The sequence below is a fragment of the Streptomyces sp. NPDC037389 genome, assembly GCF_040636475.1.
Taxonomy (GTDB): Bacteria; Actinomycetota; Actinomycetes; order Streptomycetales; family Streptomycetaceae; genus Streptomyces; species Streptomyces hesseae.
Genome location: NZ_JBEZUS010000003.1, coordinates 351,329 through 370,800, shown reverse-complemented (window position 1 = coordinate 370,800; position 19,472 = coordinate 351,329). Strand labels below are relative to the sequence as shown.

General features: G+C 74.7%; 16 protein-coding genes. All 16 read left to right on the top strand.

Annotation, left to right across the window (positions count from 1 at the left end; translation table 11 throughout):
• The first annotated feature begins 49 nt into the window (after positions 1-49).
• The 16 genes from AB0E98_RS08405 to AB0E98_RS08330 all read left to right on the top strand — a co-directional run bounded on the left by AB0E98_RS08405 (position 50) and on the right by AB0E98_RS08330 (position 19,309).
• A complete protein-coding gene (locus AB0E98_RS08405) occupies positions 50-1,057 on the top strand; it encodes an ABC transporter ATP-binding protein (protein WP_361699959.1) in 1,008 nt (335 codons plus the stop codon).
• A complete protein-coding gene (locus AB0E98_RS08400; protein WP_361699956.1) occupies positions 1,050-2,285 on the top strand; it encodes an ABC transporter permease in 1,236 nt (411 codons plus the stop codon). The genes AB0E98_RS08405 and AB0E98_RS08400 overlap by 8 nt, the downstream gene beginning before the upstream one ends.
• Complete coding sequence (locus AB0E98_RS08395; protein WP_361699953.1) at positions 2,278-3,441, top strand: ABC transporter permease; 1,164 nt, start codon at positions 2,278-2,280, stop codon at positions 3,439-3,441. Before AB0E98_RS08400 ends, AB0E98_RS08395 begins: the two co-directional genes overlap by 8 nt.
• Positions 3,438-3,971, top strand: a complete 534-nt coding sequence (locus AB0E98_RS08390) for an SCP2 sterol-binding domain-containing protein (protein WP_361699950.1) — start codon at positions 3,438-3,440, stop codon at positions 3,969-3,971. Before AB0E98_RS08395 ends, AB0E98_RS08390 begins: the two co-directional genes overlap by 4 nt.
• Positions 3,968-4,396, top strand: a complete 429-nt coding sequence (locus AB0E98_RS08385; RefSeq protein WP_361699947.1) for a 4'-phosphopantetheinyl transferase superfamily protein — start codon at positions 3,968-3,970, stop codon at positions 4,394-4,396. The genes AB0E98_RS08390 and AB0E98_RS08385 overlap by 4 nt, the downstream gene beginning before the upstream one ends.
• Positions 4,393-5,358: an ACP S-malonyltransferase gene (locus AB0E98_RS08380; protein ID WP_361699945.1), complete on the top strand. Its 966-nt coding sequence runs from the start codon at positions 4,393-4,395 to the stop codon at positions 5,356-5,358. Before AB0E98_RS08385 ends, AB0E98_RS08380 begins: the two co-directional genes overlap by 4 nt.
• Positions 5,355-6,116, top strand: a complete 762-nt coding sequence (gene fabG, locus AB0E98_RS08375; protein WP_361699942.1) for a 3-oxoacyl-ACP reductase FabG — start codon at positions 5,355-5,357, stop codon at positions 6,114-6,116. The genes AB0E98_RS08380 and fabG overlap by 4 nt, the downstream gene beginning before the upstream one ends.
• A gap of 67 nt (positions 6,117-6,183) precedes the next feature.
• Positions 6,184-6,465 (top strand): phosphopantetheine-binding protein, encoded by a 282-nt coding sequence (locus AB0E98_RS08370; RefSeq protein ID WP_361699940.1) that lies wholly within the window; start codon positions 6,184-6,186, stop codon positions 6,463-6,465.
• Positions 6,452-7,030: a hypothetical protein gene (locus tag AB0E98_RS08365; protein WP_361699937.1), complete on the top strand. Its 579-nt coding sequence runs from the start codon at positions 6,452-6,454 to the stop codon at positions 7,028-7,030. The genes AB0E98_RS08370 and AB0E98_RS08365 overlap by 14 nt, the downstream gene beginning before the upstream one ends.
• Positions 7,027-8,103, top strand: coding sequence for a hypothetical protein (locus AB0E98_RS08360; RefSeq protein ID WP_361699934.1), 1,077 nt, complete (start codon positions 7,027-7,029; stop codon positions 8,101-8,103). Before AB0E98_RS08365 ends, AB0E98_RS08360 begins: the two co-directional genes overlap by 4 nt.
• Positions 8,100-10,481, top strand: coding sequence for a beta-ketoacyl-[acyl-carrier-protein] synthase family protein (locus tag AB0E98_RS08355; protein WP_361699931.1), 2,382 nt, complete (start codon positions 8,100-8,102; stop codon positions 10,479-10,481). Before AB0E98_RS08360 ends, AB0E98_RS08355 begins: the two co-directional genes overlap by 4 nt.
• Positions 10,478-10,825, top strand: a complete 348-nt coding sequence (locus AB0E98_RS08350) for a hypothetical protein (RefSeq protein WP_361699929.1) — start codon at positions 10,478-10,480, stop codon at positions 10,823-10,825. Before AB0E98_RS08355 ends, AB0E98_RS08350 begins: the two co-directional genes overlap by 4 nt.
• Complete coding sequence (locus AB0E98_RS08345) at positions 10,813-11,805, top strand: zinc-binding dehydrogenase (RefSeq protein ID WP_361699926.1); 993 nt, start codon at positions 10,813-10,815, stop codon at positions 11,803-11,805. The genes AB0E98_RS08350 and AB0E98_RS08345 overlap by 13 nt, the downstream gene beginning before the upstream one ends.
• The gene (locus AB0E98_RS08340; RefSeq protein WP_361699923.1) at positions 11,802-13,337 is read left to right on the top strand and encodes an FAD-dependent monooxygenase; all 1,536 of its coding nucleotides are present in this window, start codon (positions 11,802-11,804) and stop codon (positions 13,335-13,337) included. The genes AB0E98_RS08345 and AB0E98_RS08340 overlap by 4 nt, the downstream gene beginning before the upstream one ends.
• Positions 13,330-13,728, top strand: coding sequence for a DUF1707 domain-containing protein (locus AB0E98_RS08335; RefSeq protein WP_361699920.1), 399 nt, complete (start codon positions 13,330-13,332; stop codon positions 13,726-13,728). Before AB0E98_RS08340 ends, AB0E98_RS08335 begins: the two co-directional genes overlap by 8 nt.
• Before the next feature lie 280 nt (positions 13,729-14,008).
• Positions 14,009-19,309, top strand: a complete 5,301-nt coding sequence (locus AB0E98_RS08330) for a fibronectin type III domain-containing protein (protein WP_361699917.1) — start codon at positions 14,009-14,011, stop codon at positions 19,307-19,309.
• Positions 19,310-19,472 lie beyond the last annotated feature (163 nt).

The window sequence follows — 19,472 nt, the reverse complement described above, 5'->3', positions numbered from 1 at the left end:
CAACTCTGCGCCGGACAAGCCGGGTACAGGTAAGGGAGTGCACGAATCCGTGGGTGCGGTGAACGACTCGAAGGGCGTGGACCCGAGCCCCGGAGACGCATCCACGACCGCGGTACCGGCCGTGCTGCGCGCCGAGGGGCTGGTGAAACGATACGGCGACCGTACGGCCGTGGACGGCGTCAGCCTCGCCATCGCCCCCGGCGAATGCCTCGGCCTTCTCGGGCCCAACGGCGCGGGCAAGACCACCACCATCCTGATGATCTGCGGGCTGCTGGAGCCCGACCGGGGCCGCGTCGCCGTCGGCGACGCGGGGCTGTCCGTCCGCTCGCCCGCCGCCCGGCGCGGCATCGGCTACGTCCCCCAGGAGATCGCCGTCTACGACGATCTGACGGCCCATGAGAATCTCCGCTTCTTCGCCGCCCTCTACGGACTGGGCCGGCGCGAGACGCGCGAACGCGTCGGGGAGGTCCTCGCCTTCGTCGACCTGCAAGGCCGCGCGGACGACCGCGTTGGCACCTACTCCGGCGGGATGAAGCGACGCCTCAACATCGCCATCGCCCTCCTCCACCGCCCCTCCCTGCTCGTCCTGGACGAACCCACCGTCGGCGTCGACCCGCACAGCCGCAACGCCATGCTCGACGGACTCCAGCGCCTCCGCGACGACGGCCTCGCCCTGCTCTACTCCAGCCATTACATGGAGGAGGTCGAGCGCCTGGCCGACCGGGTCGGCGTCATGGACGAGGGCCGGCTCCTGGTCTGCGGCACCCGGCGCGAGCTGCTGGAACGGCTGGAGGACGGCGGCCGGCGGATCAGGCTGACCTGCCGGCCCCTGCCCGCCGACGCCGTACGCACCCTGGCCGCCCTGCCAGGGGTGACCGCCGTCCGGGCCACCGGCGACGAACTGGACGTCCTGGCCGAGGACCCCGCCGAGGCACTGCCGCGCATCCTCGCCGCCCTGAGCGGGAGCGGGGCGTCGGTGGGCGCCCTGGCGGTCGAGGAACCGGACCTGGAGAGCGTCTTTCTCCACCTCACCGGGAAGGCGCTGCGCGATGGGTGACCCGTACACCCCCGACACCCCCCGGAACACCTCCCGGGCGGGCGCCTTCCGTGCCCTGCTCCGCAAGGAGGTCCTGCACGGCTGGCGCGACCGCTCGGTGCTGCTCCTGGTCTTCGTGGTGCCCCTGCTGCTCGCCGGCATCACCTCGCTGGCCTTCGGCAGGCTGGCCGACGGCGGGAAGGCGACGATCGGAGTGGTCGACCACGACGGCGGGACCGCCGCCGCCCTCCTCGTCCACCGGATCCTGCCCGGCCTCCGACTGGACGGCACCGGACTCGTCGACACCAAGCTCTACATGTCCGACGCCGAGGCCGAGAAGGACACCCGGGGCGGCCGGCTGGCCGCGGCCGTCGTGATCCCCGCCCACTTCGGCTCCGGCATCCGCGACGGCCGGCCCCCCGCCCTACGGCTGCTCACCGGCGGCGACACCTCCATCGGAGCGCCCGTGGCCGAGAGCGTCCTGCGCGGCTTCAGCGCCCAGACCGGCGCCATCGGCCTGGCCCTGCGGACCGCGACGAGCGGCCCCGGCGCCCACGCCCTGGACCGGCGACTCGCGCAGAGCGCGAGCACCCTGAAGTCACCCGTGACCATCGGCATCGAACAGGCCGGCCCGCGCACCCTGACCCCGGCCGCCTACTTCGCCCCCTCCATGCTCGTCCTGGCCCTCTTCTTCTGCGGACAGATCGCGGCCCGCGGACTGGTCGCCGAGCGGGCCCGCGGCACACTGGCCAGGATCGTGGCGAGCGCGGTGCCCGTCTGGTGGCTGCCGGCCGCCAGATACCTGATCGCCCTGGGCGTCGGCATGCTCTCCGGAGGCGTACTGCTGGGAGTCTTCGCCGCGTTCGGCGTCTCCTTCGGCGACCCCCTCGTCCTGGCCGTGCTCGTGCTCGTCGCGGCGGCCGCCATGATCGGCGTCTCCTCGCTCGTCGTCCTGCTCGCCCGCACCGAGCAGCAGGCGGGCAGCCTGGGCACGACCGTCGCCTTCCTCCTGGCCGTCGTCGGCGGCACCTTCGTACCGCCGTCACGGACCCCGCCCGTCCTGGAACACCTCGCGCTCGCCACCCCCAACGGCTGGGCCGCCCGCGCCTTCGCCGACCTGTCGCTGGCGCCGGCCCGCCCCTGGGCGGCCGTCGGCCCCGCGCTCCTCGTCCTCGCGGGAATCGCGCTGGCCAGCGCTCTGGTCACCGCGGGCCTCGCCCGGCGGACGGTGAGGCGGACCGGTGCGTAACGCATGGCTGATAGCCCTCAACAACCTGCGCCGCGTGGTGCGACAGCCCATCATGCTGTTCACCACCCTGGCTCTGCCCTTCGTCATCGTCACCGTCATCGGCGTCGCCATCGGCGACAAGGCCGACACCATCAGCGTCGGCGTCGTCTCCCGGGCCAGTGACCCCGTCGGCCGCCGCCTCGTCACCGCCGTCCGGGAAGCACCCGCGCTGGACACGACGGCCTACGACGACGAGGCCGCGCTCCGCAGGGCCGTACGCCGCGGCCAGGTCACCGCCGGGCTGGTGGTGCCGGCCGGCTACGGAGCCGACCTGGCGGCCGGCCGCGAGACCGGGCTGCGCCTCCTGGTCACCCCGCGGCAGCCCGGCGCGGCCACGGTGCGCTCGGTGGTGGACGCCGTCGTCAGCCGGCAGGTGGCCCCGCTGGAGGCCGGGCTGTTCGCCCACCGGCAGACCGGCCGCCCCCTGGACGACGAACTCGCCCGGGCCCGGCAGTTCGCGCCGACCACACCCGGCCCCGCCGTCACCAAGATCTCCGTCGCGCCGTCCGGCACCATGCGGCTCGGTGTGAGCTACACCGGACCGTCCAACCTGACCCTGTTCGTCGTCATCACCTCACTGACCTCGGCCGCCGCGTTGATCGAGAGCAGACAACAGGGCATCACCCGGCGGATGCTGGCGATGCCGGTCTCCCGGGCCGTCGTCCTCGGCGGCGAGTTCCTCGGCCGCGTCCTCATCGCCGCCCTCCAGGCCATCGTCATCTGGGCGTTCTGCGCCCTCGTGTTCCACGTCGACTGGGGCGACCCCCTGGGCGTCGCGGTGCTCACCGGGACGCTGTGCCTCTTCGGCGCCGCACTCGGCATGCTCGTCGGCCTGCTGGCCCGCACCACCGCGCAGGCCATCGCCATCGGGCCGCCCGTGGGCGTCGCCCTGGGCATGCTCGGCGGCTGCATGTGGCCGCTGGACATCACCGGCGACACCATGCGGACCATCGGCCACCTCACGCCCCACGCCTGGGCCATGGACGGCTACGTACGTCTGATCAACACGGGAGGCGGGCTGCGCGAGGTGCTCCCCTCCGTATCCGTCATCGCCGCGATGACCCTCCCGGTCCTCGCGCTGGTGGCGCTCACGACGCGAAGGAAAGGTACGAGATGACCATTCCGCTCCCCGATTTCTCGGGGATGAGTGACGACGAGGCCCTCGCCTACGCGACGGATTTCCTCACCCGCCTGGAGGACGTCGTCGGCCGCACACCCGACGACACGGAGATGCTCGACGGGATCCGCCGGCTTCCGGAAGGCACCGTCGGCGCACTCGGATTCATCCTCTACGGAGTCCCCGCCATCTTCCGCCCGGAACAGGCCGAAGGAGAGACGGGCACGGTGGTGTTCGCCCTCGACGACGGGGAGCGAACGGTCCGCTTCTGCATGGAATTCCTGCCCGGGGAATGCCGGGTGACCGAACCCCCGGCGGACCCCGACGCCGTCATCCGGCTCTCCTTCGCCGTATTCCTGCGCATCGCCTTCAAATTCATGGACGGAAACGACGCCTATCTCGCCGGGCTCACCGACGTCACCGGCGACGTCTTCCTCGCCACCCACCTCGACCAGTGGTTCGGGGTGCCCGGCGACGCCCTCACCGACGAGGCCACCGCCGCCCGCCTCGCGAGCGGAGCACGGTCGTGAGGATCGGCATCGACGTCGTCGACCTCGGCCGGATGCGCCGCATCGCCGACGACTACGGCCCGGCCGCCGCCGGCACCCTGCTCGCCCCGGACGAACACGCCGCCCTGGCCGGCCTGGACGCGGCCGGACGGGCCCGGGCCATCGGCGTGGCGGTGGGCGTCAAGGAGGCCTGGCTCAAGGCCCACGGCCGCCGCCCGCCCGGCTGGCTCTTCCCCCACGCCCACTACGTCCCGGGGGACCAGGACGCCCCGTCCGCCCTTCTCGACGCGGCCCTCGCCGACTTCGCCCACGACCTCGGCACCCCACCCGCCGGCACGGGCCGGGTCACCGCGCTCCCTGGCGCCCCGGCACCCGCCGGAACAACCGCCGGCTGGGCCTGGCACGCCCCCTACGAACACTGGCTGATCTCGGCGGTGGTCGTATGACGGCCCTGCTGTTCCCCGGCCAGAGCACCCAGCGGACCGGCATGGGGCGAGCCCTGTTCCACGCCTCCCCGGAGGCCCGCGCCGTCCTCGCCGAAGCGAGCCGGGCGACCGCCGTCGACGTGCCGGACCTGCTGCGCCGCGGGCCCTCGGCCCGGCTGCGGCGCACCGAGTACGCCCAGATCGCCGTGACGACCGTCAATCTGGCGGCGCTCGCCGCGCTGAAGGCCCGCCGGATCCCCTACGACATCGTGGCCGGGCACAGCGTCGGCGCGCTCGCCGCCCTCGCCGCCGCCGGGGCGCTCTCTCCCGAGCGGGCCCTGCGGCTCGCGGCCCGGCGCGGCGCGCTGATGGGCGCCGTGCCGGAAGCCGGCGCCATGGCGGCCGTCACGGGCCTCGCGCCCGCCGAGGTCGACGCGGTCGTCCGGCGGGTGGCCGCCCGCACCGGCCGGCCCGTGGTCACCGGCCTGGTCAACGCCGCCGACCGGACCGTGGTCAGCGGCGCGGAGCAGGCGGTGGGGGAGGCGGTCGGCGCACTGCTGGCGGCCGGCGCGCGGAGCGCCGTACGGCTGGAGGTCAGCCACGCCTTCCACTCGCCGCTCATGGCCGCCGCCGCCCCCGCCTGGACGCGGACGGTCGCGGAACTGCCGCTGCGCGAGGCCCGGGTGCCCGTCGTGGCCGACACCACCGGGCGCCCGCTCACCGACCCCGAGGACCTCCGCGCGTACCTGGTCGACCAGCTGACCGGGCCGGTCCGCTGGGACCTGGTCGGCCGGAGCCTGGCGGACGCCGGGGTGACGGAAGCCGTCGAGACAGGAGACAGCAAGGTGCTCAGATCGTTCGGCCGGGACCACCCGGCGGTCCGGATCACCAGCATGGCCCAGCCGCACGTGCTGGCCCGGCTGCGCGCGGACGGCCCGCCGGCCGCCCGGCAGGTGGCGGTGGCCGTGGGGAGCGCCTCGTGACCGCGCCCGCGCCCCGCTCCGGGAAGCCGGTGGCCGTGGTCACCGGCGGCTCCCGGGGCATCGGGGCCGCCGTGGCGCGCAGGCTCGGCCGGGACGGGTACACCGTCCTCCTCACCTACCGTTCCCGGGCGGCCCGGGCGGAGGAGGTCGCGGACGCCGTCCGCGCCGAGGGCGGCGACGCCGAGGCCGTGGCGGCCGATGTCGCCCGCGAGGAGGCGGTACGGGCCCTCTTCCAGCACGTCCGGCGCACGTACGGGCGGCTGGACGTGCTCGTCAACAACGCCGGGGTCACCGAGGACGGCTACCTCCTGATGATGAGCGACCGCAAATGGTCCTCGGTCCTGGAGACCAACCTCACCGGCGCGTTCCGGTGCAGTCGCGACGGCGTCAAGCTCATGGCGGCCGCCGGCGCGGGCACCGTGGTCAACGTCGCCAGCGTCTCCGGGCTGGTGGGCCCCGCCGGACAGGCCAACTACGCGGCCTCCAAGGCCGGTCTGATCGCCATGACCAGGAGCCTCGCCACGGAGGTCGCCCACTCCGGCGTCCGCGTCAACGCCGTCGTACCCGGCTTCATCGAGAGCGACATGCTGAGGAAGGCACCGGAGTCGGCGCTGGCGGCGGAGCTCGCCAGGGTGCCCCTCGGCCGGGCCGGCACCTGCGACGAGGTGGCCTCGGCCGTCGCCTGGCTGGCCGGGCCGGAATCCAGTTACGTCACCGGCACCACGCTCGTCGTGGACGGGGGCCTCACCCGGCGATGACGCCCCCACCCGAGGGGCGGGGCGATCCGGGGACAAGTCAGGCAACGGCACGTGTGGAAGGAACGAGATGTCGGCCACGGAAGACATGAGACTGCGGGCCAAAGAGCAGCAGGAACTGTGCGCCCGGGTGAGGCGGATGCTGGTGTCCCGGCTCGACCTGCCGGTCGACACCGACTGGATCACCGACGACCAGCCGCTGTTCGGCCGGGGGCTGGAGCTCGACAGCGTCGACGCGCTGGAGATCTCCATCGGCCTGACCGCCGAGTTCGGCGCCACGGTCCACGACGACGACCGCGAGGCGTTCGGCTCCGTCGCCAAGCTGACGGAGCGCGTCCATGACCAGATCTGAGCCCGCCCTGCGCGTCCGGCCGCCCGCCCGGGCCACCGTCGGCGGCGTCCGGCTGCCACTGCTGGCCCACGACCTCGAACAGATCCTTCCGCACCGCGGGGCGTTCGCCCTGCTGGACCGGGTCGACGAGATCGAGGCCGGCGTCCGCGCGGCGGGCGCCCTGCTGCCCGGCCGCAGCGCCTCCTACCTCGAAGGGCACTTCCCCGGGCGGCCGGTCGTCCCCGGCGTCCTGCTGATCGAGGCCCTCGCGCAGCTGTCCGGCGTCGTGCTGTGGAGCGCCGCCGGCGCGGACGGCGCGCCGGCGCCCCCGCCGGACGGGCTGGGCGTGCTGGCAGGGGTGAAGAAGACGCGCTTCCGGCGCCCGGTGCTGCCCGGCGAGGAGGTGCGCCTGCGCTCCGAACTGACCGCCCGGCTCGGCGGATGCGCCGAATTCGCGGTGCGCGCGGCGGTCGGCCGCGCGCTCGTGGCCGAAGGCGTCGTGCAACTGGGCGTCGCCGACGCCGCGGTCCTGGGCGGACCGGCCCCGAAGCGGCCGGCCGGTATCGAGATGGGGGAGACGAAGTGAGCGGAGTCCTGACCGGACACCTCGGCCGGGAGCCGGAGTACACGACGGTGTCCGGCGCCCGGGTGGTCTGGCAAGTCGGCTCGTACGAGGAGGAGTACGCGGCCCTGCGCTCCGGGGCGGGCCTGGCGGACCTCAGCGGCGGCGGCCCGCTGCGCGTCCACGGGCCCGGCGCCGCCGAGGCGCTCAACCGCGTCCTCACCCGCGACGTGGAGTTCCTGGCGCCCGAACAGGCCCAGAGCGCCCTGGTCCTGGACTCCGGCGGCCGCCCCGTCGACGTCGTCGTGGTCCTCGCCCTCTCCGACGACGACTACTACGTCCACTGCGGCCCGGGCCGCGACGAACGCGTCGCGGCGCTGCTCGCCCCCGCCTGCGAGCCCGGCGAGGCGGAGCTCGCCAACCTGCGCTCCTCGACCTCGGTCCTCGCCGTGGAGGGCCCCGACGCCTGGCGCGTCGTCCAGGAAGTCTTCGGCGAGGACTACGTCTCGCTCGCCTACGAGAGCCTGCTGCCCGTCGAGGTCGACGGCGTCGACGTCGTCCTGGCCCGCATCGGCGTCACCGGCGAGTACGGCTACACGCTGTTCCTGCCCCACGAGATCGCCGAGCCGGTCTGGCGCGCCCTGGCCGCGCACAGCACCCCCGTGGGCCAACGGGCCCTGGAGACGGCCATGCTGGAGGTCCGCCAGCCCGTCCTCCACCGCGAACTGGGCGAGGACGGCACCGTGCTGACGGCCGGGCTCAACTGGCTCGTCGACATCAACAAGCCCGAATTCACCGGCCGCGAGGCGCTGATGGCCCAGCGCGCCGACCTCACCGGCACCCGCCCCATCGGCTTCGCGGTGACGACCGGGCGCGTGGCGGAGGGCGACGAGCTCCTCGTCGGGCCGGAGGTCGTGGGCCGGGTGACCTACGTGGTGGACTCGCCCGGCCTCGGCGCACAGCTCGGCCTCGCGGCCGTCGACCGCCACTGGCAGGCGAGCCGACTGGAGTTCGGCACGGCCTCGGGCGCCCGCGTCGGCACCCTGGCCGCCCCCTACGTCGTCCCCACCAGCTGGACGACCCCCATGGAGGTGTGATCGTGACCCGGGTGGTGGTGACAGGCATCGGCGTCCGTTGTGCCGGAGCCGAGAACGCGGGCGAGTTCTGGGCGCGCGTCAGGGACGGACGCAGCGCGGTCCGGGAGGTGAAGGACCTCGACATCGGGGCGAGCGAGTGCCGGGTCGGCGGTCAGGTCACCGATCTGGGCTACAGCGGCATGGGCGACCCCCGCGACAGGGTCGCGCAACTGCTCTTCGCGGCCCTGCGGGAGGCCGTCGCCGACTCCGGCCTGGACCTCGACGCCGAGGACCGGTCCCGGATCGGGGTCGCCCTCGGCCAGTGCCAGGCGGGCTTCTACGACGACCGGGGGTTCGCCCAGTTCCTCTACGCCAACGCGGACATGGTCGCCGCCGAGCTCGGCATCACCGGACCGCGCGCCGTGCTGTCCACGGCGTGCACCGCCGGGTCCGCGGCCCTGGCCCAGGCCGCCGAGCGGATCGTGGCGGGGGAGACCGATGTGATGATCGCGGGCGGGGTCGACCAGCTCTTCGCCCCCACCTGGCACGGCTTCGCGAGCCTCCAGGCCCTCGGCCCCGACGGCTGCCAGGCCTACAGCCGCTCCAACGGTCTCGTCCTCGGCGAGGGCGCGGGCATCCTCGTCCTGGAACCCCTGGAGCGGGCGCTGGCCCGCGGCGCCGAGCCGCTGGCCGAGCTCAAGGGCTGGGGCTCCTCGGCCGACGCCCACCACATCACCGCCCCCGACCCCAGCGCCAAGGGCGCCGTCCTGGCCATGAACCGGGCCCTGGAACGCGCCGGGCTGACCCCCGACGACGTCGACTACGTCAACGGCCACGGCACCGGCACCGAACCCAACGACGCCATGGAGGCCAAGGCGCTCCGCCTCGCCTTCGGCGACCGCGCCCCGAGCGTCCCCCTCAGCAGCGTCAAACCCGTCACCGGCCACACCCTCGGCGCCGCCGGCGCCATCGAGGCCGCCGCCGTCATCTACGCCCTGCGCGACCAGATCGTCCCGCCCACCGCCAACTTCGCCACCGACACCGAGCCCACCCTGGACTTCGTCCCCAACACCCCCCGGCCCGCCAGGCTCGACGTCGTCATGTCCAACAACTACGCCTTCGGCGGCGACAACGCCTCGCTCGTCTTCTGCCACCCCGGCCACGGCCCCGAGCCCCGGGAACGGGCCGCCCGCGAGGTGTCCATCACGGGCGTGGGCGCCATCGGCCCCCTCGGCAGCGGATACGAGCGGTGGCGGGACGCGCTCCTGGCCGGGGAGAACGGGCTCGGGCGGGCGCGCGGCTTCGACACCGAGGGCCTGCCCGTCTCCTTCGTGGGCGAACTCCCCGACCTCGACCCGCGCGGCGTCGCCCCCCTGGGCGACTGGCGCCAGATGGACGTCCTCTCCAGACTCGCCCTGTCCGTCGCCCGGCAGGCGTGGAAGGACGCCGACCTGCGACTGACGGCGGGCCAGCGCAACAACACCGCTGTCGTCCTCGCGACCGCCACCGGCCCGCTGGGAGCCATCACCCGCTTCACCGACAGCATCAAGGCCGGAGAACCCAGCCCGGTCCTCTTCCCCAACACCGTCTTCACCTCCGCCACCGGGCACGTCTGCAAGGCCCTGCGGCTGCGCGGCCCCCGCACCACCTTCAGCTCCGGCTCCGTCGCCGCCGTCCACGCCCTCGAGTACGCGGGCGCCCTCGTGGCCCGGGGCGACGCCGACCACGCCATCGTCATCGCCGCCGAGGAGATCACCCGGCTCCACCTGACCACCCCCGGCCCCCAGCACCAGTACATGATCGACGAGCGGGCCGTGCCCTACCAGCGCGACATCTCCGGCATCAACCTCGGCTCCGCCGGCCTCGCCTTCGTCGTCGAACCCACCGAGGCGGCCCGCACCCGCGGCGTCCGCTCCTACGGCCGGCTGCTCGGCTCCGCCGTCGGAGGCGACGCGCTGCCCCGCGGCGGCGACCGCCGCACCGAGCTCGACCCCCGCGGCACCCAGTGGGAGGCCGTGCTCCGCAAGGCCCTCCAGCGCTCCGGACGCACCCCCGAGGACATCGGCTACGTCTCCGGCGTGGCCAACGGCGCCACCGTGCTGGACTCCCTGGAGACCGGCGTGCTCTCCCGCGTCTTCGGCCGCGACATCCCCGTCTCCGCCACCAAGGCCGCCGTCGGCGAGACCCAGGGCGCCGGCGGAGCCGTCTCGCTGCTGGCCGGCCTCGTGGCCCTCGACACCGGCCTGATCCCCCCGACCGCCGGACTCACCGACCCCGTCGGCGGCGCCCGCGTGCGCCACGTCCTCACCGGCTCCCCCCTCCCGCTCACCAAAGACGCCGTCATGGCCAACGCCTTCTCCATCGGCGGCACCTACGGTTCCGTGGTGGTCGCCCGATGACCCGCACCCCGCGCGTCGCCGCGTTCGCCGCCGTCACCTACACCGACGGGCCCGACGCCGCCGCCCTCGCCGCGCTCACCCGCTTCGAACGCGCCTCCCTCGGCCACGCCGACGCCCCCCAGCGCGCCGCCGCGATCCTGGCCGCCAAACGCGCCGTCCAACGCCTCCACCCCGGCCTGGACCTCCGGGACATCGAGGTGCTGCGCCGCCAGCACTGCGCCCCGGTGCTGCGTCTGCGCGGCCGGGAGACCCCGCTGCCCCTCTCGCTCTCCCTCTCGCACGGTGACGGCCTCGCCGTCGCCGCCCTGCTCGCCGACCCGGAGGGGACGCCGTGCGCGCGCTGATCCAGACCGGCGTCGGCGACGTCGGCGTCCTGAAGCTGACGGACACCCCCGCGCCCACCGCGCGAGGCGGCCAGCTCCTCGTCCGCACCACGGCCATCGGCCTGAACTTCCACGACGTGGAGGACCGCCGCCGGATCGCCACCGGCCTGACCTTCCCCGTCGTGCCCGGCACCGACGTGGTGGGCGTCGTCGAGGACGTCGGCCCGGGCGCCGAGGGCTTCGCCGTGGGCGACAGGGTCGTGGCCCTCGTCCGCTCCGGCGGCTTCGCCGAATACGCCGTCATCCGCGCCCAGATGGCCGCCCGGCTGCCGGACGGCCTCGACGACGCGACCGCCGCGAGCATCCCCACCGCCGGCCTCACCGCCTGGTTCCTGGCCCGCGACCACGTCCCCGACGGCACCGGGCCCGTCGTCGCCCACGCCGCCGCGGGAGGCGTCGGCCACTGGCTCGGTGCCCTGCTGCCGCCCCGAGCGCCCCACACCATCGGCATCGTCTCCTCGCCCCGCAAGGCCGAACTCGCCCGGCAGGCCGGCTACCGGCACGTCATCGACCGCAGCGCCATCGACCGGAGCGCCGGGAACGACCTGGTCCGCGCGGTCCGCCGGGCCACCGGGGGCTACGGGGCGAGCGTCGTCCTCGACCCGGTGGCCGGCCCGCGCTTCGCGGACTCCTTCCGGATGCTCCACCCCGGCGGCCACGTCGTCCTCTACGGCAGGGCGGCAGGCAACCCCGAACTCACCGGCCTGCCCACCGCCTTCCTCGACGCCCGCCGCAACCTCGGCCTCCACACCTGGTACCTGGGCCGCGCCGTCACCCTCCACGCCCGCAGCGTCGGCCCGGCCCTCGCCGAACTCGCGGGCGTCCTCGCCGACGGCCGCGTACGGATGCCCGTCACCGAACTGCCCCTGTCCGAGGTCCGGCACGGGCACACCCTGCTGGAGAGCGGCGCCACGGTGGGGAAGGTGGTGTTCCGGCCATGACCGCGCCGAGCGCCCCCGAGCACGAGGTCCTGGTCGTCGGGGCCGGGCCCGTCGGGCTCGCGCTCGTCCTCGCCCTGTGCCGGGCCGGCGTCGACGCCGTGGCCGTCGACCGCGACGGCGGCCCGACGGACCACCCCAAGGCCAGGGTCGTCAGCACCCGCTCGATGGAACTGCTGCGCCGCCTCGGAGTGGCCGACGCCGTACGGGCCCGCGCCCTGCCGGGCGACTGGACCGAACGCGTCGTCGTCGCCGACACGCTGACCGGACCCGCCCTGCTGACCGTGGAGTCCACCGGACGGGAAACCCTCCACAGCCCGGAACACCGCGTGCTGTGCACCCAGGACCGGCTGGAACACGTCCTCGCCGAGGCGGTCGCGACCGTCCGGCCGGACGCGGTGCGGTGGCGGACCGGCGCGCTCGCCGTCACCGACCGGGGGCCGTACGCCGAGGTCACGGTCGCCCCCGACGACGGACCGGTCACCCGCCACCGGGCCCGCCACGTGGTGCTGGCCGACGGCTGCCGCGGCCTCGGCGCCGGCCCGGCGGTCGCGGGAGCGGGCGTACGGCGGCGGGCCATGAGCCAGGTCGGCTTCCGGCTGGAGGCGGACCTTGCCCCGCTGGTGGCGGAGCACCCCGCCTTCATCACCTATCTGATGGGCGGCAGCCACCCGGCACAGCTGCTGGTGGTGGACGGGAAGCGCGACTGGATCGTCAGCATGGTGGCCGGACGCTCCGACGGCCCGGCCGACCACCCGCCCGAGCGCGTCCGGCGGATGCTCTCCACGGTGGTGGGAGTGCCGCCCGGCGACCCACTCCTCACCACGGCACGGCTGCGCGGCATACGGTTCTACGACATCGCCTACCGGGTCGCCGAGCGCTTCACCGTGGGCCGGATCGTCCGCGCCGGCGACGCGGCGCACGAACTGCCCCCGACCGGGGCGGCCGGCCTCAACCTCGGTCTCGCCGACGCGGACGCGCTGGCCTGGCGGCTGGTGGCGATCTCCCGGGGCTGGGGCGGGCCCGCCCTGCTGGAGGACTACGCCGTGGAGCGCCGGGCGATCGGCGAACGCACCGCGCGCTGGGCCCGCTCCCGCGTCAACACGGTGGGGCTGCTGGCCAGTTCCCGGGCCCACGGCGACAGCGAGGGCATGGTCCGTGCGGAGCGGCAACTGGCCGTCTACCTCGACCACCCGGGTCTCGACCTCGGCCCCCTGCTGCCGCCCGGGGAGCCCGAGGACGCCGCCGTGCTCGTCGACGACTGGCGGGCGGGCAGCCGGGCACCGCGCCTCCTCGACCACTACGGGGACGCCCCGGTGCTCGTCCTCGGCCGGGACAGCGGCCCGCCGGAGCGGTGGACGGACGGCCTGGCGGCCCCCTGCCCGGTGCCGCTGCGCGTCCTGAGCACGTCCGGCGACGGGCCGGAAGGGGCCGCGCTGGTACGGCCCGACGGCTATGTGCACTGGCGCGGACGGTCCCCCGAGGACCTGCGGGCGGCACTGACGAGCCTCGGCGTCGGGGGAACGCATGCGTGACGACCACCGGATATCCGACCGGGAACGCGACGAGGCGGCATCCGTCCTGGGCGCCGCCTACGCCGAAGGCCGGCTCGACCACGACGAGTACCGCGAACGTCTGGACGCGCTCCTGGCCACCCGGACCTGGGGAGAACTGCGCCCGCTGACGGCGGACCTGCCCGAGACCGACACACCGTCCCGCGCGGCGTCCCGGCTCACCGCCCTGACCGTGCTCTGGACGATCTACCTGACCGCAGTGGCGGTCAACACGGTGGTGTACGGGCTCGTCGTCCTGACCACCGGACACCTCGTCTACTTCTGGCCGCTGTGGGTCGCCGGGCCGGCGGGGGCGGTCCTCGGCACGCTGACGCTGACGGGCCGCAGCCGGCGACGGCGCGCCGCCCGCTGACCCGCCCGACCCACTGCCCGCCCGACCCGGGGCGCTCGCGCCCCGCCACCGCTCGTCGCCTGCCCGTACCGCCTGCTCGACCCGAGGCGCTCGTGCCTCGACCGCTGCCCGTCCGTCCCTGCCCGGCCTTGCCGGTCCGTACCACCCGTCCGGCCCGATGCGCTCGGCCCCTCCGTTGTCCGTCGCGTCGGCCCGTACCGCCCGCTCGGCGCGAGGTGCCGTACCACCACCCGTACACCCCACCCGTACTCGCCGGCCGTGCCGGCCAAGGGAGTTCGTCATGCAACGCCGGATATCCGCGGTGTGCGTCACCGCCGTCGCCCTGCTGGCGACCCTGCTCGCCGGCCCGGCCACGGCGGCGGCCGGGGCGCCGCCTCCACCGACACCGTTTTCCTCCGCGGCCCCGGGGAAGCCCGGCGCGCCCGCCGGGCCGCGCAAGCCCGCCAAGCCGCCCGAGGCGAAGCCGGAGAAGGCGCCACCGGCCCCCCGGACGCCCACCGGCCCGCAAGGGCCGCCCGGGAGACCCGGACTGCGGCCCGCCGAGGGCCAGTTCGTGCCCGCCGACGCGACCCCGGCGCTGAAGACGACCCTGCGGGCGGGCGGCACCGCTTCCTTCGGCATCCCGGGCGTCCCCGGGCTGGCCGGGCCCGGCCGCGTGCTGGCGGTGGCGCTGAGCGTCGAGGCGACCGCGCCGCGCGCCGACGGCCGGCTGAGCCTCCTCACCGCCGACCCCGCCGACGCGGCGCAGGACGCCGCCCTGCGCTTCACCGCCGGTGCGAACGCCCGCCGCTACGACGTCGTGCGCCCCGCCGCGAACGGCCGGATCGGCGTGCACGCCAGCGCGGCCACCGGCGTCGAGGTGCGGGTGCGCGGCTACTACACCGCCGCCAAGGCGGACCGGGCCGGCGGCACCTTCGTGCCGCTCGACGGCGGCGCACCGGTCCTCGACGGCAAGGCGCTCGCCGCCCACGGCTCCGTCACGGCCACGTTGGCCGGGAACGGGGGGCTGCCCCGGGCGTCCGCGATCTCCGCGATCTCCGCGATCTCCGCGGTCGCCGTGAGCGTCGAGGCCGACGGCGCCCCGGCCCCCGGCTGTGTGACCGCCGGGCCGGAGGCCGGGCCGCGCGCCGCGACGACCTCGCTCTGCTACCGCCGGGGCGGCCGCGCCACGGCCCTCGACACGCTGCCGCTCTCCCGCTCGGGACAGCTCGTCCTCACCGCGAGCAGCCGGGTGAGGCTCACGCTGCGGCTGCGCGGCTACTACACGACCCCCTCGGCGACGGAGGCCGGAGCCACCTACGTGCCGGTCGACCCGAGGACCGTCCTGCGGGCGAGGACGTCCGCGACGGCACCGTCCGCCGACGTGAGCGTCGCGGGCACCGGCGGCGTCGGCCGAGCCGAAGACGTCGTGGCGGCCGTCGTCCGGCCCTCCGTCACCGGCGCCGCCCGCGACGGCTGCCTGACGCTGGCGCCCGGGCGCTCCGCCCGCCGCGACGCCGTGCCGAGCGCGTGCTTCGGGCCGCGCGGCGACGCGGGCGGGACGGACATCGCCCGGCTCTCCCGGTCCGGTGCCCTGGCCGTGGCCACCGACACGCCCGCCTCGGTCACGGTCGGGACGCGCGGATACTTCCGCAAGGCCACCGCCCCCCACGCCCCGGAGCGGGTGCGCGCGGTCGCCGGCCCCGGCCGGGCCACCGTCAGCTGGACGCCTCCCGCCGCCGACGGCGGCGCGGCGGTCACCGGCTACACCGTCACCGCCGACCCCGGCGGCGCCACCGTCCGGACGGACGGGCAGACCAGCGCCGTCCTCGGCGGTCTGACCGACGGCAAGAGCTACGCCTTCACGGTCACCGCCCACAACGCGGCGGGGCAGAGCGGGAGTTCGGACAAGTCGGAACGGGTCACCCCGGGGGTCGGGGCCGGGGCCACAGCCCGCGAGGAGGCGCCCCCGCTCACCACGGACGTGACCGCGACCCTCACCGTGGACGGGCCCGAAGGGTCCCTCGCCACGACCGCCGCCGGGCAGTCGGCGGTGTTCACCTACGCGGGCACCGCGGGCAGGCGGGTGTTCACCGGCATCACCAAGACGACCGGCAGCTCGTTCTCGTCGGCGGTCGTGCTGACCTCGCCGTCCGGCACGGTCCTGGCGAGGACGTCGACGGCCTATCAGACGCAGATCGACACCATGACCCTCCCCGCCACGGGCACCTACACCCTCAAGCTCACCCCCGACAGCACCGGGCAGGCCGCCTACAAGGTCAGGGTGACGTCCGTCCCCGACGACGCGGCGGCCACCACCACCATCGACGGCCCCGCCGCCTCGCTCGCCCTCGGCAGCCCGGGGCAGCGGGGCACCGTCACCTTCCAGGGAACCGCCGGAACCGACGTGTTCGTCCGGCTCTCGGCGTCCGCCGCCCCGGACTGGACGACGACCCTCGCCCGCCTCGTGGACCCCGCCGGGAACCAGGTCACCGGCTCCATGGCCTCGTCCGACGCGACCAAGGCGTACATCCCCAGGTTCACCCTGTCGGCGACCGGCACCTACAAGCTCGCAATCGGCCTGGGCGGCTCGCTGACCGGCACGGTCTCGGCGACCGTGACCAAGGTGCCGGCCGACCAGGTGGTGGCCGCGGCCGTCGACGACAAGGCCCGCTCGGCGAACGTGACCTTCGGCCAGGCAGCGCGGTTCACCTTCACCGGTACGGCGGGTACCAAGATGCACGCCGCCACGACCGGACCGGGCGGCCCGCTGAACAGCCTGACGCTCCTCGAACCCGGCGACACGATGGGCGCGAGCGGGACGGGGGACCTGACCGCCGCGCTGACCAAGTCCGGCACGTACACCCTCTACGTCTCGCCGAAGGACGACCAGGCCGGTACGGTCACGGCCACCCTCGGCCCGGTCCCGCCGGACGTGACCGTACCGGCCGTCATCGGCGGCCCGGAGGTCACCGCGGCCACGACGGGGCGGTGGCAGAGCAGCGCCGTCACCTTCGACGGCAAGGCGGGGCAGCGCCTCACGATCAGCTGTGCGACGACTCCGTCGGACGCGGCGAGCTTCACGCTCCTGAACCCGTCCGGCAACTGGGTCGTCAACTCGTCCGCGTGCCCGACGGCCGGGCCGGCAGGGTCCACCACCGCCCTGCTGGACCGGAACGGCACATACCGGCTGGAGATCCAGCCGTCCCGGACGACGGCGGCCCGCAGCGTCAGGATCAAGCTGACCGAGACCCCCGCGCCGGTCGCCGTCACCGCCGTGGTCGACGGGCCCGTCGCCCCGCTCGCCACCTCGCCGGGCCAGGCCGCCGAGGTCCGGTTCGACGCGACGGCCGGCCAGCGCGTTCTCATCAGTTGCACGGCCAGCGCGGCCACGACGCGCTTCGTCCTGTACGACCCGTCCGGCGCCCCCGCCGGATCCTCGGGCTACTGCTACGTCGACGGCGCGATCTGGCCCGCCGTCACACTGGCCGCCACGGGCACGTACAAGATCGCGATTACGAGCCCCGACGACCGGTCCGCGAGCATGGGCTTCCGGGTCCGTTCGACGCTCCCCGTCGCCACGGCGGCGGCGAGCGTCGACGGTGATCCGGTGACCGTCAACGTGACCAAGGCCTACCAGGACGCGCAGATCACCTTCGCGGGCAAGGCCGGACAGCGGGTCGCGGTCGATTGTGTGAAGGGCACGCAGTACCCGGACGGCAAGGGAACGTCCTTCACGCTGCTCGACCCCTCCGGGACGAACATCGACCAGAAGACAAGCTCCTGCGACAACCCGACCCTCTTCCTCTTCGACGCCCGGCCCCTCAACGCCACCGGCACCTACACCGTCTATGTCTCCCCGCCCGGCGACCGGACCGGCGGCTACACCGTGAAGGTCCTCTCCGTGCCCGACGACGTGACGGGCGGCACCGTGAGCATCGGCGGCGGCCCGGTGACGATCGCCACCACCAAGCCCGGCCAGCACGCGAGCGTCACCTTCACCGCGAACGCCGGGGACCGGATCTACGCGACCTGCTACCAGACGCTCACCGGAGGCGACCGCAACTCCTGGACCAACTACACGCTGTCGAACCCGGTGGGCGAGTACGAGACCTCCAGCGTCTGCAACCAGCCCGTCTTCCCCCTCCTGACCTGGACCCTGCCCCCGACGCTCTTCGACGCGCACACGCTCGGCGTCACCGGCACCCATACCATCGCGATCACCCCCGGAGGCAAGGTCACCACCAAGGTGACCATCCAGCTCTACCGCGTGCCGCCCGACATCATCCGGACGACCACCCTCAACAGCGCGCCCATCACCGTCACCACCACCGCGTACGGCCAGGCCGGCGAGGTGAGCTTCAACGCCACCGCCGGGCAGCGCGTCTTCATCACCTGCGACCACACCGTGGCGAACGCCAACGGCGGCAAGCCGATGTACGTCCTCAAGGGCCCCGACGGCGCGGCCGTCGGAGGTGTCGCCGGCTTCCAGTACTGCGAGAAGAAACCCGTCCTCTTCGACACCCAGGCCCTGCCCACCGACGGCACCTACACGCTCTGGATCAAGCCCAGGGGCCTGATGACGGGCACGTTCACCGTGCGGCTCTACTCACCGCCCGCCGACGTCACGGCCACCGCCGTACCCGGCGGCCCGGCGGTGAACGTCGCCACCACCACGCCCGGGCAGAAGGCCCGCGTGACGTTCGCGGCGACGGCCGGACAGCGCCTCTTCGTCACCTGCTCCCAGACCCTTCACGACGACAGCGGACTCGCCGCCTCCTACCGGCTGGTGACCCCTTCGGGCGCGGAGGGCTCCATAGGCGACTGCGCCAGCCCGCCCATCCTCTTCGACACCCAGACCCTCGCCACCGACGGCACCTACACCATCGCCGTCAGCCCACCGGGCGCGGGAACGGCCGACGTGACCCTGCGGCTCTACTCGCCGCCCGCCGACGCCAAGGCCACCGCCGCCGTCGACGGCCCCGAGACCGCGGTGGCCACCACGGTGCCCGGCCAGAAGGCCTCGGTCACCTTCCCCGGCACCACCGGCCGACGGATCTTCATCAGCTGCGCGGAGACCCTCACCGACCGGGCCGACGGCTTCGTCAACTACGTTCTGTCCGACCCCTCGGGCAACCAGGTCCAGTTCGGGCTGTGCGCCACGCCGCCCAAGGTGTTCGACACCACCACGCTGCCCGCCGACGGCACCTACACCCTCTCGGCCGCCCCGCCGGGCATCGCCACCGGGACGCTCAAGCTGCGCGTCTACTCGGTCCCCGACGATGTGACCGCGACGGCGACGATCGGCGGCCCCGACACCACGGTCACCACGACCGGCCCCGGCCAGAAGGCCACGGTGACCTTCACCGGCAAGGCGGGCCAGAAAGTGGACAGCACGTGCTCCCAGACCCTCACCGACGCGGGAGGCAGCCCCAACGACTACATGCTCCTCGACCCCACGGGCTCCCCGATCGCCTTCGGTGACTGCTCGGCGCCCCCCAAACTGTTCGACACCCAGACACTCCCCGCCGACGGCACCTACACCGTCGTGATCACGCCCCCGGGCATCGCCAAGGGCACGTTCACGCTGCGGTTCCGGTAGACGCGGCGGCTTTGTGAATTGAGGATGGGGGCCGGCTCCTTCAAGGAGCCGGCCCCCATCGCTGGTTCGAGCCGGGGCAGATCGACGCGCTTCCCATGGTTCCCGGCATCCGGAAGCGCGTGGACGACCGGCGGCACGGCAACATGCCGGCTGCCCGGTAGGC

What these genes read in the sequence shown, in the direction of transcription:
- AB0E98_RS08330 (WP_361699917.1), top strand. Translation starts at nt 14,009, where the DNA reads ATGCAACGCCGGATATCCGCGGTGTGCGTCACCGCCGTCGCCCTGCTG.
- AB0E98_RS08365 (WP_361699937.1), top strand. Translation starts at nt 6,452, where the DNA reads ATGACCAGATCTGAGCCCGCCCTGCGCGTCCGGCCGCCCGCCCGGGCC.
- AB0E98_RS08370 (WP_361699940.1), top strand. Translation starts at nt 6,184, where the DNA reads ATGTCGGCCACGGAAGACATGAGACTGCGGGCCAAAGAGCAGCAGGAA.
- AB0E98_RS08390 (WP_361699950.1), top strand. Translation starts at nt 3,438, where the DNA reads ATGACCATTCCGCTCCCCGATTTCTCGGGGATGAGTGACGACGAGGCC.
- AB0E98_RS08335 (WP_361699920.1), top strand. Translation starts at nt 13,330, where the DNA reads ATGCGTGACGACCACCGGATATCCGACCGGGAACGCGACGAGGCGGCA.
- AB0E98_RS08380 (WP_361699945.1), top strand. Translation starts at nt 4,393, where the DNA reads ATGACGGCCCTGCTGTTCCCCGGCCAGAGCACCCAGCGGACCGGCATG.
- AB0E98_RS08400 (WP_361699956.1), top strand. Translation starts at nt 1,050, where the DNA reads ATGGGTGACCCGTACACCCCCGACACCCCCCGGAACACCTCCCGGGCG.
- AB0E98_RS08340 (WP_361699923.1), top strand. Translation starts at nt 11,802, where the DNA reads ATGACCGCGCCGAGCGCCCCCGAGCACGAGGTCCTGGTCGTCGGGGCC.
- AB0E98_RS08350 (WP_361699929.1), top strand. Translation starts at nt 10,478, where the DNA reads ATGACCCGCACCCCGCGCGTCGCCGCGTTCGCCGCCGTCACCTACACC.